This window comes from Candidatus Babeliales bacterium, assembly GCA_036260945.1.
In the GTDB taxonomy this organism is placed as follows: domain Bacteria; phylum Babelota; class Babeliae; order Babelales; family JACPOV01; genus JACPOV01.
On the sequence record DATALT010000002.1, the window covers coordinates 452,512 to 466,129 of the forward strand.

The following is a 13,618-nucleotide window of genomic DNA, read 5'->3' on the forward strand; positions in this document are numbered from 1 at the left end:
GATCTACCGCGCATATTCGATTGAACGCTTCTCGCGAATAACGTTTACTTTAATTTGACCAGGAAACGCCATTTCAAGTTCGATCTTGCGCGCAATATTGCGTGCCAATGTTGCTGCTGCATCATCATCCAGCATTTCTTCTTCAACAATTATGCGAACTTCTCTGCCAGCTTGCAGTGCATATGATTTTTTAACACCTTCAAATGAACAGGCAATATCTTCCAGTTTCTCAAGCCGTTTAATATACGCAGAAAGCGTTTCTCGTCGAGCACCGGGGCGCGATGCAGAAATCGTATCGGCAATCATAATAATCGGGCTATAAATAGAAGCAAATATAATTTCTTCATGATGCGCAGCAATAGCGTTTACAACAAGTGGGTCTTCGCCGCATCGTTTAGCAATGTCGCCACCTATTAATGCGTGGGGCCCTTCGACCTCTGCGCTGACCGCTTTACCGATATCGTGCAGTAATCCAGCGCGAAGTGCCATGGTGCCATCAAGCCCAAGTTCTTCCGCTATCATGCGGGAGAAAAGGCCAACTTCTTTACTATGCATTAAAACGTTTTGAGAAAAGCTGGTACGGAAGAAAAGTTTTCCAAGCAACGTCATAATTTCAGGATGCAAACCTTGAATATTGAGCTCAAGCGTTACATCTTTGCCCATTTCCTGAACCATTTCGTCGATTTCTTTTTCGCACTGTCCGACCGTTTCTTCAATACGCGTTGGGTTAATTCTACCGTCGGTGATTAATTTCTCCAATGCACGGCGTGCAACTTCTCTTCGTATCGGATTGAAACCAGAAATAGTGATTATTTCTGGAATATCGCCAATGACAAATTCCATTCCCGTTGCCATTTCAAGCGCCTTGATATTACGGCCTTCTTTACCAATAATGCGGCCCTTCATATCTTCACTTGGTAAATGAACAATACCTGAGGAATGTGGCGCTACTTGATCGGCAATATAACGCTGCATTGCAGTTACGACAATATTATTAGATTTGTCTTTAGCTGTTTGGCGCGCTTCTTCTTCTACTTTTTGAATCCATTTTTGGCTGCTCATACGCACTTCTTCATCAAGCGTATTATAAAGCTCTTTTCGAGCTTCATCGCGCGTCATACCGGTAATGCTTTCAAGTTTTGCAATAAGCTCGGCATACACAGCTTTAATTTTGTTTTCACTCACGAGCAAACGATCATTTGCGCGAGAAAGATTGCGTTCTTTTTGCTGAATTTCTTGCGTTAGCTCTTCAATGCGCTGCTCTTTTTTTTCAAGCGTTTCGTATTTTGCATTCAATTTACTTTGAAAACGTTCGAGCTCTAACCGCTCACGCTTCATATCTAAATCAAATTCACTTCTTCGCTTATGCAATTCATCTTTGAGACGCAGCAAAGATTCGCGACGCTCATTTTCAATATCACGTTTAATGTTTTTTGTGGTATTAACCGCTTCATCAAAAAAACGCTGTGCTTGATTATATTTTGATTTCGCAAAAATAAGTACCGCGATGCCTCCAAGAAAAGCTAACGCGGCTGCGACGCCCCCAAGCTGGAGTAATAACGTCATCATGTTGATCCTCTCTATGATATCCTCGTTGGAAAGCCCACCGCATTAGCGATGTGGCGCTCTTTCAATATTAATCAAGAGGGCAAGCATTATGGAAAGCATCAAAAAAGACGCATGCAAACGCACAAAAAAACAATAACCCTACGATCCCGTCAGGCGATTAATCCGTGCAATAAGCTCGTCTTGGTAAGAACGTAACTGTTCTTCAAACGATAGGTTTTTATGAGCAAATTGAAGTGCCGCAAGTGCTGCAACGCGCTTAGCGTCTTTGCTCTTAAGGCTTTCGCTCAATTCGTTCATAAGCGCATCGACTCGGGAAACCGCTTGCATGATGTGCATTTCAGGTTCATCGCTGATCAGCGTATACGGCTCACCTAAAAGCATGACCGTATATTTTTTTGCTTCCCGCTTCATGATGCTTTTTCATTACTTATTAAGGAATCAATACTTTTAATTAGATCATCAACGAACAATTTCGTAGCCAGACGCTCTTTTATAAGCTCTTCGCTATGAACTGTTGTAAGCTTTTGTACTAATTTTTCGTTTTCTTCACTTAGCCTAGCATTTTCTGCCTTGAGCTCATTAACTAACACAGCAAGGTGCATAATTTTTTGCTCAAGCGCCTGCAATATTTCCATACGCTCCCCTTTTTTACGCATGTACACCATCATTTTTTCTACTTGATGGTAGTGTACCGATGCGCACTAAGCGCTGTCAATAAACCTATTGTTGCGCGAGTTGCACCAGTTGTGAAAATGCTTCTGGTTCGAAAATTGCAAGTTGGCTAAGCATCTTACGATTTAGAGAAACATTGGCTTTCATAAGACCATGCATAAATTTATTGTACGGCATACCGCGCTCGTTAGAAGCGGCACCAATTCGAGTAATGAAAAGTCCACGCATATCACGCTTTTTCAGCTTTCTGCCTTTATAAGCATAAGCCATTGCGCGTAGCACAGTTTCTTTTGCACGACGAATAATATTGGAGCGTTGTCCCCAATAACCCTTAGCCTGTTTTAATAATCTTTTATGACGTTGCTTAGTTGCGAGTCCACGTTTTACACGAGTCATAATATATCCTTATCGATCACTACTACTGCAATAACGATTTAACATGTCGAATATCGCAGCTATTTACATATAACGCACGGCGCATGCCACGTTTTTTGGAAGCTGATTTGCATGTCATCAAATGACGACGGCCAGCTTTAGCGCCTTTTACCAAATTACTTTTCAATTTTTTAAATCTTTTTGCTGCACCAGAGTGCGTTTTCATTTTAGGCATAATAGCAAAACTTTCAACTATTTAACAAAATAAATTCGAGACCACATAGATGAACTCTTCATGTCTTTTTCGTGCGAGAGATTAGTGAGCCCCTCGTGCGCAAGCGTTAGGTCGATTTTTTCAAAAATCTCAGCACCACGCTCTCTGCTCGTAGCCGCTTCACGACCCCTAAACATAAGAGTCACTTTCACGTGCTTACCATCTTTTAAAAAGCCGGCAGCTTGCTTCAATTTGGTAAGATAATCATGCTCGCCAATTTTAGGGCGCATCTTGATCTCTTTTACCTGAATTGTCTTTTGGTGCTTTTTAGCTTCTGCCTGTTTTTTCTTTTTGGCATATAAAAGCTTACCAAAATCCATAATCTTTACAACCGGAACTCCTTCTTGTCCGGTATCAGATACCATAACCAAGTCCAGGTCGGCAGCACGAGCCAGTTTCAACGCCTCTTCGCGTGTTATGACTCCTGCATTTCCCCCATCAAGGGTGATTACCTGTACCTTAGGAGCTCGAATTTGTTCATTTACTAACTGATCAGTTTTTTGAATATTAATTGATTTCAACGTATTTTTACCTTTATACGGTGTTATTTCTCTTTTTGTGCCGCTTGTACTTGAGCGATAGCACTTTCTACCTGAAGCACAAACTCAGGATTTTCTTTCATATGAGCAAGAGCCTGTTCTCTTCCTTGCGCAAATTTTTTCTTCTCAAAAGCGAGCCATGCACCGGACTGCTCCACTACACCATAATGCAATGCAGCGTCCAAAACATCAAGCTCGTGGCTTATGCCTTCGCCAAAAAGCACATCAAGCTCAACTTTCTTGAATGGAGGCGCCATTTTGTTTTTTACCACCTTAATAGAAACTCGGTTACCAAAATGATTGTCGTCTTTTTTGAGAGACGCAATACGACGAACATCCAAGCGAAGTGATGCGTAGAATTTAAGCGCATTACCGCCGGTGGTCGTTTCTTTATTGGCGAACGGCATACTATTAATGTTGTGGCGAATCTGGTTGATAAAGATCAACACGGTTTTTGATTTATGAACAACCGGGGTCAGTTTACGCAACGCTTGAGACATCAAACGTGCCTGCAACCCAACGTGAACATCGCCCATATCACCATCAAGCTCAGCCTTAGGCACCAAAGCCGCAACTGAGTCGACCACAACTATATCCACCGAGCCAGATCGTACCAGCATTTCAGCAATATCGAGCCCTTGCTCGCCGTAATCGGGCTGCGAAATAATCAAATCGTTTATATTAACGCCTAGATTTGCAGCGTACGAGGTATCAAGAGCATGCTCAGCATCAATGTAAGCACAAATACCACCATTTCTTTGAGCTTGGGCTATTGCATGAAGGGCCAAGGTGGTTTTACCCGACGCTTCAGGACCGTAAATCTCAACAATTCTGCCCAATGGATAGCCGCCTATGCCAACCGCATCATTAATTAAAATCGAGCCTGAAGATATAACGGGCGCTTTTTCTAGTTTTGCATCACCAAGAAACATAACCAATCCCTTACCATGCTGCTTATCGATTTGCGCAAAGGTAAGTTCAAGCATTTTTCTCTTATTGAGGTTTTCACTATTCTCTGAAGCTGGTGCCGCTTTAGCGGGAGCTATTTTCGTTTCGTGTTGGGCGGTCATAGTAGTTAATCTTCCAGTGGTAGACTGTCATTTTGTGAATTACTATCTTGAGTAAGTTTAATTGTAGCATTTCTATATAAAGACGCAATATAACCCCTATAAGCAAGCTCTTTTTGCTGCTGGGAGAGTTCTGCCATCAATTCCTGTTTTTTCTGCGCAAAAAGGGCTTCATCGAACGGTTTCATGCTTTCCAATTTCAAGATATAGGCGGTATCGCCTTGCTCTGCCGCATGCAAAGCCCCCGGTTTTGAAAGATTGCTTATTGCGCTCATTGGGAAATGCTTAGCTTCAAGTGCATCTATCGATTCTTTATCGTCAGGCGTTACCATGCCGGTCGATTCAACCGGACAACCAAGCTCATTTTTCAGGCTTGCTAGAGAAGCGGTTTTCGCTTTAGCTTGAGCTTCGCGTAGCACCTTTTTCATAGCTTTACGTGCTTTATCATAGTAAAGATCATCTTCCACTACTTTTCTTACTGTTTCTAGAGGAACTTCGGCACTTTTCTCAATTCCGGTTGTCTCAAGAATATAGCCGATACCTTCATCGCTGGTAAAAGTGGTCCATTCGTGAAGTGGATTCTTGAAAATACGCTGAGATAGGAGGCTCGTATCTTTTCTGCTTACTTGAGCATTGCGCGAAATACCCTGATGTTTTTGTACAAAAGCATCAATCATCTCTGGCTTGGTGCGCAATTGATTTGTCAGAGCGCGGCTTTCACGAGTAAATTGCTCATCAAATTTTTGCTTGGTAAGCAATTTAACAATTTCCGGCTTTACCATTGCTAATGTTTTATAAACTGCCGGTTTACGACTTACTCGCTGCACCAATTCTAGACCCGCGTCTGTTTTAACGATATCAGAAATATCGCCATCGTTTTGTAATCTAAACGATGCTTTTTCAAGCGCTTCGTGCATTTCGCCTTTTTTGAAAAACCCAAGAAGTCCGCCCTTTGAAGCGGTTGATGCATCTTGAGAATGTTCTTTAGCAAGTTTTGCAAAATTACCCGGAGTTTGCTTCAACTCTTCTTTAATTTTCTGCATAAGTTCAAGAGCTTGATTTGGGAGCTTTTCATCAAGCTTTACCAAAATTCTGCGCACTTGTACTTCTACAGGAGATTCTAGATAATCTGGTTTGTGATCGCTGTAATATTTTTCAATCGCTTCATCGGGTATTTTCAAACCAAATTGATCCTGCTTAAATTCATAAACTTTCGCTGAACGTTTTTCTGATGACCAATAACGCTTGGAAGCACTATTTTGTTCAGCAAAAAAAGTTTCTAATTCTTTTTGATCAAGTGGCTTTGTACGCAACTCTTTAAGATATTTATCTAATTTTAACGTAAGCATACTGTATTCGCGCGGAATATAGCGCGCAATAAACGCGTCTCTCAAATCCTGGTTTGAAATATAATGAGAAAGGCAAATCATATCGCGTACCATAATACGGCGAAGTGCTTCTTCAATAGATTGCTCGAAATCAGAAAGCGTAATTGCGTGAGTTTGCAAATAATAGCGGAGCATATTCATAGAGATCTGTCCGCGTTGATCGACAACACTGAACGGAACCGTGTCGCGCAATTCTTGAACAACAAATATTGGATCTTGCATTTTGCGCGCAAGGAAGTCACCAGAAATTTTAATGCCGAGTGCGTCTGCAACGGTATTAAGAATGGCTTCTACAATAAGTGATTGCACCGCAAGTACGCGCGGATCTTCATTGATACCCATCATGCGCATCATCATTTCAGCTTGAGGGCCCATTTGTTCTTTAAAGAGTTCTATGCGCTCTGCTTCATGAACCACTTTTTGGCGAAATTGATTTACTGAAATTGCAGCATGGTCTACCGTTCCAATAGCTGGCGCTCCGCCGCTAAATCTCTTAAACAGATTTGGGGAGAAAAGCAAACTTCCTCCGGCCATAGAAAAAAAAGTAATCCAGAGAATTGCTTTTGCAAATTTATTTTTCAACATGCGTTGTTGAGCAGATGTCATGATCTTACTACCTTTCATTGAGTGCGATTTTTTGTTTGGAGTATCTGCACTTTTTTCAACGACGGTTCGGTTATTTTTATTGAACTAATAAGTGCTTCTACTTCAGGTCTTGTTGTATATGATGCGGTGTTGACCGTATACCAAGTTTTTGTGATCGGTTTACCGTCACGCGAACGACCTGAGCTTACTCGTTTTACTATCGTAGTTGCAATTCCTCTTTTTTGCAATCGGGCAACTAAAACTTGAGCGTCTTTTTGTACGTTTGATCTCATCAACTGAGCATAATAAGACGCGGCTGTTTGAGCACTTGCATCAATCTTTGGATGAGGAATAGCTGCATGCGCAGGTAGATCCTGAGTTGTTACTTCTTCTTTATTTTGACCATCTTGATTGGTAGCTCCATCAAGAACTGATTGTTCAGTTCCATAAAGTGTTGTCATTGAATGATGTAAGCGATCAGCAAATGATTGTTCGTTAACATCATGCGTAAACATATCCACTGCCGCTTTTTTACCCATTAAATAACCGGCGCAAAATACACCTATTAATAATACGATCAATAAAGATGTTGCAACTGCCGTTTGAGTTCTATCAAGTATCACACAAGGATCTTGATGGCAGTTACAAGTACAATTTATATCATGTAAATCTTTCATAATAATCCTTTTTTTTGTGCGATCATTTCCTTAATATACAGCGCCGCGTCGCAACTATTGGTAGTTGTTAAGTTAATGGTAATAATTGAAGGCCCATCTTCAAGATTTCCAAGAGTGCGTACCATCATTGCCCCAAAAGTAAGTTGCCGCTTTGCATAGTTACGCGTTTTTTGTGCGATCGTTTCATTGAGCATTTTGTACGCAGGTGCAGAATAGTCTGCATTGTGTACAAAGCGTACAACGTCATCGTACCCAAGAATTTTTTTTTGCGACACAAACTGCTGCCATTCTGGAGAAAGCATCTGGACTTCCTTTATCCAGTTGAGCGTTTTATCATCCGATAATGCCAGCATTTGATCGGTGCGCTGATTTATCCGCGCATAAAGATCTTCTCGTTCTCGTGTCACCATTATAAAGATATATGGTCCGAAAGGACGGTACTCTGGCCGAACGGAAGATGGCAATTGACCAGTTTCGTACCAAATGTCCAGTGCACGTTTTATCCGGTACTCATCATTATGGTGAATCGCGCGAGCGCGCGCCGGATCGATCTGCTCAAGAAGTTTCCATGAATACGGTGGTCGATCAGCCGTCGGTGCACTTTTTATATGCATAGGTTCATTCATGGGAAAAAGGAGTGACATACAATAAAAACCGCTGCCACCAACAATTATTGGCGTCTGCCCTTTTTGTCCAGCTTGTTCTAGTGCTTGCACCGCTAAACGGCCATACTCAACCGCAGTGATTGGCCGCGGCTGAGAAACTATATCAAATAATGCGTACGGAATATCCAGTTGATCAAGTGATGGTTTTGCAGTTCCTATCGAAAGTGGCTCATAAAATTGCCCTAGATCACAATTAATCATCACACCATTCATCAAGCGTGCCAGTTCAATCGCCAAATCAGTTTTACCAACGGCGGTAGGTCCGTAAATAATAATCGCAGGTTGTTTCTGCGATATTTTTTGCCGTTGGCGATCAAGGAGATCCGGGCAAGATTTTTTTATGGTGCTCATACATTATAGTATTTGTTGTGATGCTTTGTGGCCTATCGATCCAAAAAAAGATCGTAAATGTTCTATAGCTTTTTCTTCACCAATTTTTTGCACATGGGCAATTTCTTGCGCCAAAAGCATCTCAGCTTGCAGCAAAAGATTCTTCTCGCAAAAAGAAAGCTCTTTATTAAGTTCTATAGATTTTAGATCTCGATAAATTTCAGCAGTCGCTCTCAGATTATTCTCTTTTAGTTTTCCCTGATAAGCTTTATTTCTGTGCTTCCAATTACTCGTAACTTGTTGATGGGCTTTTCTTGGAGATGGCTGAGAAAGTAATTCAAAAACTACTTCAATGCTATCTTGAGAACTGAGTGGGCGAATCCCATTCACCTCAAGACTATTAACCGGTACCAAAATTGTCATCTCTTTATTTATGAATCTCAATTCATAAAGAGTTGTTGTTTTTCCAGAAATAACTTTTTCTACAATACGATTAATTTTGGCGACACCATGTCCCGGGTATACAACTTTTTCGTTCAGTTCAAAACGAACCATCATACGTACTCCCTTTTCTGTAAGCACGTGCGTTAACACACCTACCGAAAAAGCTTTACCTGTTGCATACAGTCTAGCACAAACGAACGCGATTTAAAATTGTTCCGAGATACTCGTTGAAAAAAAGTTTAGTTATTTTTAAAATTTAACATCTACCGCGCTGAAAAAAAACGATTTCGACGTTTTGCTCAGATAAAAGTTTTAACCACGCGCCTTGTATTTGTTAAAAAAGATTAAAGCGTTGGCCATAGGTTAAATTTAATCGCCACGAGCATTTTCGATGTTATTTTTTACACACATTGAAAGAATTTAATATTTTTCACAATGCCTTCTTGTGCACATTATAATGAGCGCACGTGCAATCGCCTTGCTAGATCGAATAGAATGAAGTATTCTTTATTACAAGTATCAAATATAAAATAAGGCGCCTTTTAAGGGAATAACGGAGCAATATCTGTGTTTTTGCTTATATCTACCTTCTTTTTACTAGCTTCCGCTATTATCGCCAACAAGTTTGCGTTGAGCGTTCTTTCGCCCATGGCGCTCGTTGCGATTCGAATGCTTGGTGGCGGATTAGTACTTTTATGGTACGAACGATCCGCTCTCAAAAATATTAAGAATTTTATTTTGCCACTTACCCTTATTGCGCTTTGTACCACCTTCATTAATTCACTTCTTAAAGCGTACGCGTTGCAACACCTCCCCTCAAGCAAGGCGGCTCTCATTGCTGGTCTCGATCCGATTGTTACCGCGATGATCGCTTTTGTGACGCTCCAAGAAGCGCTTAATGTTCAGCAATTTCTAGCAATCGCTCTGGCAATGATCGGCAGCGCTTCACTTTGCTATGATGGTATTTCAGGATGGGGCACTGGAGCTCCCATCGCTAGTTGCGCAGCGTTTGCTGCTATGGTAATCGGCAGGTATGGATGGATAAAGGCACAAAAGATTTTGGTCGATACTCATCTGACCCCCCGACAACTCAATGCTGGTATGATGATTATTTCCGGATCGATTGCACTCGCTTGGCTCATGGCCAGCCCAACCGATTTTTTTTTGCAACTCTCCCACCTGAATTCACGTAAACTTATTTTTGCGGTTCTTTACACCACCTTTATAGGAAATGTTTTGGCGTATCCGCTCTATGCATCACTTCTCAAAAAATATTCAGCTACGCTTCTTTCTCTTTTTGGTTTTTTAATTCCGGTTTTTGTAACATTACTCGCAATTCCTGTTCTTTCAGAAACCTGCACAAGCAGAGTGATTATATCAGGAGCAATAATGTTTGCCGGTGTTGCGTTATTTATAAAATCATCAAAATAAGTAACAATGGCGTGCCTTGTTTACCAAGCTGCCATTTAGTTCTTTTTCAACCATATCATCAATGTACCCAATGCGTGCAGCACTATTCCATTGAACCCCCATAGCGCATCAGAGTAGAATCAAAAAAGGGAATAGTGTTAATTGGGGGAGGTCGCTATGCGCAAGCATGCTTTTATTATGATAATTATGGTCGCATCAACCTTATTTTTAGCGATGCGGTACAAGCCGCTGCAACTAATAACTAAAGCTCGCCCTTTTAGCAGCACTCTAATCCGGCCCATGAGCACGCAGGTACCGCGCAGATTCTTAAGTTTAGGTAGAGCTACCATTCTATCAGCACCTATCGCAGCATTGATCGCACAAATCGCCACGAACTCGGCGCTTCGCGGGAGATTTGATTCTTATTTTCAATATGGAATCATCAAGACCGAACCAATAGAACTCATCAATGCTATCGATACGATTGATGCGCAGAAAGTAGGAGATCTTATCAGAGCAGACTCATCTCTAATAACCCATTCAACAATCATTGATAAACTTATTGGACTCAAGAATCGAGTTATGACCGATCAATTAACGCCAGATGAAGAGCAACGGGCACTCGCCATTATGACCGCTATAAATTGTGCATTATCAAATGCTGTAACTCAAGCAAAGATGGTGGGCTACACTTTCTCAGCTGCACAGATAGAAAAAATGATGTTTCAAGCATGGGAAATTGAGTTTGCAACGGGTAACTATTTGAATTATAGATCGGCACGCTTGCGTGATTTAGAGCGAAGCAAGAGATGGTTTTGAGACGAGTGCAGATTAAGTACGATCTTTATTCGTAAAAAGACGAGAGCAGAGTGCGCGCCGCGCCCTCCTTCCCCTTTCAGGAATTTCTGTTCTTGTTATTTGATCTCGATGTTTCAAAAACCAAAAATAATAATTGAAGCGTCCGATTGGTTAAGAGACTTTAGCTAATTAAGAGACGTGCTTTCGCGTGAAAATTCAGGGGAGAGTAGTAATGGGGCTTTTTTCGTGCGCGTACGTTCTTGTACGCCCGAGTGTTTACTCGTGCGGGGATGAATAAGGATAGCTTCCTTAATAAGGTGTAATGAATTGTTCCTTATAAAGTATAGAGAGTTATATCCTTTTCATTTTTTCATTTAACTTCTTTCTTAGCTGCGCTATTTGAACGGAGTCTAGGCCAGCAGCCCCTTGTAACACATCGAAGCTGTGAAGGCTGCCTGGACGAAGACGGAGTGCTCCCCGCGCGGCCGCAGCTTCATTAAAAAGGAACCTTTTTACACCCGGCCCTCCCTGGCTCGGGCCTATCATAAATTATGCGACAATAAGTCAATTACTTGCGTCCCTTTCGATAAAAAATCGCTATGCCATAATAGAGCATGCGCCAATGTGCCGGCCGCATCTCAAAAATCCTGCTTAAATCGCGCGCAAACAGAAAAAGTGCACTGTGATCAAAAGTAAGCGCAGACAGGCCAAAAAGCCATTCCGCCACCCTATCTAAATGAAAGAAATCTTAGCGTAATACACTCACATTTTATGAGTAATTATTTGACATTATTTAAACTATGGTTTATAAAATATACGTGAAAAGTAGTTATTACTATGGAAATAATACCTCAATGAACATTGGGGGCAAAAACAAGGGAAATGTATGGGAAAAATTATAGGAATCGATTTAGGAACAACCAACTCTGTCGTAGCTTTCATGGAAGGCGGCAAGCCAAAAGTAATTCCAAGCAAGGATGGTGGTAATATTATCCCTTCTGTCGTCGCGTTCACCAAAGATGGCAAGCGCCTTGTGGGCACCCTAGCAAAACGCCAGGCAATTACCAATCCTGAAAATACTATTTATTCGGCCAAACGCTTTATTGGCCATCGTTTTGACGAAGTTCAAAATGAAGCTAAAAACATGCCGTATACGCTCGTAAAAAGAGCCAATGGCGATGTTGGCATTTTAGCGCAAGGCAAAGAGTATTCTCCTCAAGAAATTGCCGCTGCAGTTTTGAGCTTAATTAAGCAGACAGCTGAAGAATATTTGGGCCAAACAGTAACCGAAGCGGTTATCACTGTTCCCGCATATTTTAACGATTCTCAGCGCCAAGCAACTAAAGATGCGGGAAAGATTGCAGGCCTTGAAGTAAAACGTATCATCAACGAACCAACCGCTGCTGCCCTTGCGTATGGTATGGATAAGAAAAAAAGTGGCACCATAGCAGTATTCGACTTTGGTGGTGGAACATTTGATATTTCGGTGCTCGAAATTAACGATGGCGTTATTGAAGTACGTTCAACCAACGGCGATACGCATTTGGGCGGAGATGATCTTGATCAACGCATTATCGATTATCTCGTTGATGAGTTCAAAAAAGAACAAGGCATCGATCTTCGTAGCGATAAAATGGCATTGCAGCGCTTAAAAGAAGCTGCCGAAAAAGCTAAAAAAGAATTGTCTTCAATTCCTGAAACCGATATCAACCTGCCCTATATTACTGCAGATGCTTCCGGCCCAAAACATTTGAACATTAAGATTTCACGCGCAAAATTCGAATCGATCTGCCAAGATCTTTTCGATCGCTTGTTGATCCCATGCAAACGTGCAATGGCCGATGCGCAAATAGGCAACGATAAACTTGATGAAGTTATTTTGGTTGGTGGTTCAACCCGTATTCCTAAAGTACAAGAATTGGTGCGCAAATTCTTTGAAAAAGAACCAAATAAGTCAGTTGACCCTGATGAAGTGGTCGCAGTCGGCGCTGCAATTCAAGGCGGTATTTTGGCTGGCGAAGTTACCGATGTACTTCTTTTAGATGTCACTCCCCTTTCACTTGGGATTGAAACACTCGGCGGCGTTGTAGCAAAGTTGATCGAACGAAATACAACCATTCCAACCCGTAAATCACAAGTATTTTCAACAGCTGAAGATAATCAAACAGCTGTTGATATTCGTGTGTTTCAAGGTGAGCGTGAATTTGCTAAAGATAATAAAATGCTTGGCCAATTCAGATTAGAAGGCGTTGCACCGGCTCCCCGCGGCATGCCGCAAATTGAAGTGACCTTCGATATCGATGCCAACGGTATTGTAAGCGTTTCTGCAAAAGATAAAGCAACCAATAAAGAGCAAAAAATAACGATCACTTCATCGAGCGGTCTTTCAAAAGAAGAAGTTGATCGCATGCTCAACGAAGCAAAAGCGCACGAAGCTGAAGATCGTAAAGCGCGCGAAACAATTGAAAAGAAAAATCGCCTTGATGGATTGATTCTTGAAATCGAGCGTTCGCTCAAAGAGAATAAAGAAAAAATCCAAGCAGGCGACGTAGAAAACGTTGAGAAAGAGCTTGAAAAAGCGCGCGTCGTGCTCAAAGAAAAATCAACCGATGAGCAAGCATTGCAACAAGCGACCGATGAGCTTTCTCAAACTTGGTACAAAGTTGCTGAGCAATTGTATAAACAAACCGGCCCATCACAACCAGAAGCTGGCACCGATAAACAGTCCGGTTCTGAGCAAGGGCCAATTGATACCGATGCTCAATAACCCAAAAGCTCATTTGCTATAATAAAAAGGGCGCCCTAAAAAGCGCCCTTTATTTTTT

Annotated in this window: 14 protein-coding genes; 3 read left to right on the forward strand and 11 right to left on the reverse strand. The window is 41.6% G+C overall.

Features of this window, described 5'->3' with window-relative positions:
- Nucleotides 1-3 precede the first annotated feature (3 nt).
- The 11 genes from rny to VHO47_02940 all read right to left on the reverse strand — a co-directional run bounded on the left by rny (nt 4) and on the right by VHO47_02940 (nt 8,699).
- Nucleotides 4-1,569, reverse strand: a complete 1,566-nt coding sequence (gene rny / locus VHO47_02890) for a ribonuclease Y (protein ID HEX2978040.1) — start codon at nt 1,567-1,569, stop codon at nt 4-6.
- A gap of 138 nt (nt 1,570-1,707) precedes the next feature.
- Nucleotides 1,708-1,980 (reverse strand): cell division protein ZapA, encoded by a 273-nt coding sequence (locus VHO47_02895; GenBank protein ID HEX2978041.1) that lies wholly within the window; start codon nt 1,978-1,980, stop codon nt 1,708-1,710.
- The gene (locus VHO47_02900) at nt 1,977-2,204 is read right to left on the reverse strand and encodes a hypothetical protein (GenBank protein ID HEX2978042.1); all 228 of its coding nucleotides are present in this window, start codon (nt 2,202-2,204) and stop codon (nt 1,977-1,979) included. The genes VHO47_02895 and VHO47_02900 overlap by 4 nt, the downstream gene beginning before the upstream one ends.
- A gap of 85 nt (nt 2,205-2,289) precedes the next feature.
- Entirely contained in the window at nt 2,290-2,637 is a 348-nt protein-coding gene (gene rplT, locus VHO47_02905; protein ID HEX2978043.1) for a 50S ribosomal protein L20, read from the reverse strand.
- 22 nt (nt 2,638-2,659) lie between these two features.
- Complete coding sequence (rpmI, locus tag VHO47_02910) at nt 2,660-2,851, reverse strand: 50S ribosomal protein L35 (protein HEX2978044.1); 192 nt, start codon at nt 2,849-2,851, stop codon at nt 2,660-2,662.
- Nucleotides 2,852-2,868: 17 nt separating this feature from the next.
- Complete coding sequence (infC, locus tag VHO47_02915; GenBank protein HEX2978045.1) at nt 2,869-3,411, reverse strand: translation initiation factor IF-3; 543 nt, start codon at nt 3,409-3,411, stop codon at nt 2,869-2,871.
- Nucleotides 3,412-3,434: 23 nt separating this feature from the next.
- On the reverse strand, nt 3,435-4,499 hold the full coding sequence (gene recA, locus VHO47_02920) for a recombinase RecA (GenBank protein HEX2978046.1): 1,065 nt from the start codon (nt 4,497-4,499) through the stop codon (nt 3,435-3,437).
- A gap of 5 nt (nt 4,500-4,504) precedes the next feature.
- Complete coding sequence (locus tag VHO47_02925; GenBank protein ID HEX2978047.1) at nt 4,505-6,490, reverse strand: peptidylprolyl isomerase; 1,986 nt, start codon at nt 6,488-6,490, stop codon at nt 4,505-4,507.
- A 14-nt stretch (nt 6,491-6,504) separates the two neighbouring features.
- Complete coding sequence (locus VHO47_02930) at nt 6,505-7,146, reverse strand: SPOR domain-containing protein (protein HEX2978048.1); 642 nt, start codon at nt 7,144-7,146, stop codon at nt 6,505-6,507.
- On the reverse strand, nt 7,143-8,162 hold the full coding sequence (miaA, locus tag VHO47_02935) for a tRNA (adenosine(37)-N6)-dimethylallyltransferase MiaA (GenBank protein HEX2978049.1): 1,020 nt from the start codon (nt 8,160-8,162) through the stop codon (nt 7,143-7,145). Before miaA ends, VHO47_02930 begins: the two co-directional genes overlap by 4 nt.
- Before the next feature lie 3 nt (nt 8,163-8,165).
- Complete coding sequence (locus tag VHO47_02940; protein HEX2978050.1) at nt 8,166-8,699, reverse strand: CarD family transcriptional regulator; 534 nt, start codon at nt 8,697-8,699, stop codon at nt 8,166-8,168.
- Nucleotides 8,700-9,152: 453 nt separating this feature from the next.
- On the opposite strand from VHO47_02940, the gene VHO47_02945 reads away from it, so the two are divergent.
- The 3 genes from VHO47_02945 (at nt 9,153) to dnaK (ending at nt 13,560) form a co-directional block, all read left to right on the forward strand.
- A complete protein-coding gene (locus tag VHO47_02945; GenBank protein HEX2978051.1) occupies nt 9,153-10,016 on the forward strand; it encodes a DMT family transporter in 864 nt (287 codons plus the stop codon).
- A gap of 156 nt (nt 10,017-10,172) precedes the next feature.
- Nucleotides 10,173-10,814, forward strand: a complete 642-nt coding sequence (locus tag VHO47_02950; protein HEX2978052.1) for a hypothetical protein — start codon at nt 10,173-10,175, stop codon at nt 10,812-10,814.
- Between the two features lie 865 nt (nt 10,815-11,679).
- A complete protein-coding gene (gene dnaK, locus VHO47_02955; protein HEX2978053.1) occupies nt 11,680-13,560 on the forward strand; it encodes a molecular chaperone DnaK in 1,881 nt (626 codons plus the stop codon).
- Nucleotides 13,561-13,618 lie beyond the last annotated feature (58 nt).

Bases quoted from the DNA above. Each gene is read 5' to 3' on its own strand.
- rny (HEX2978040.1), bottom strand. From the start codon at position 1,569: ATGATGACGTTATTACTCCAGCTTGGGGGCGTCGCAGCCGCGTTAGCT.
- VHO47_02895 (HEX2978041.1), bottom strand. From the start codon at position 1,980: ATGAAGCGGGAAGCAAAAAAATATACGGTCATGCTTTTAGGTGAGCCG.
- VHO47_02900 (HEX2978042.1), bottom strand. From the start codon at position 2,204: ATGGAAATATTGCAGGCGCTTGAGCAAAAAATTATGCACCTTGCTGTG.
- rplT (HEX2978043.1), bottom strand. From the start codon at position 2,637: ATGACTCGTGTAAAACGTGGACTCGCAACTAAGCAACGTCATAAAAGA.
- rpmI (HEX2978044.1), bottom strand. From the start codon at position 2,851: ATGCCTAAAATGAAAACGCACTCTGGTGCAGCAAAAAGATTTAAAAAA.
- recA (HEX2978046.1), bottom strand. From the start codon at position 4,499: ATGACCGCCCAACACGAAACGAAAATAGCTCCCGCTAAAGCGGCACCA.
- VHO47_02925 (HEX2978047.1), bottom strand. From the start codon at position 6,490: ATGACATCTGCTCAACAACGCATGTTGAAAAATAAATTTGCAAAAGCA.
- VHO47_02930 (HEX2978048.1), bottom strand. From the start codon at position 7,146: ATGAAAGATTTACATGATATAAATTGTACTTGTAACTGCCATCAAGAT.
- miaA (HEX2978049.1), bottom strand. From the start codon at position 8,162: ATGAGCACCATAAAAAAATCTTGCCCGGATCTCCTTGATCGCCAACGG.
- VHO47_02940 (HEX2978050.1), bottom strand. From the start codon at position 8,699: ATGATGGTTCGTTTTGAACTGAACGAAAAAGTTGTATACCCGGGACAT.
- VHO47_02950 (HEX2978052.1), top strand. From the start codon at position 10,173: ATGCGCAAGCATGCTTTTATTATGATAATTATGGTCGCATCAACCTTA.
- dnaK (HEX2978053.1), top strand. From the start codon at position 11,680: ATGGGAAAAATTATAGGAATCGATTTAGGAACAACCAACTCTGTCGTA.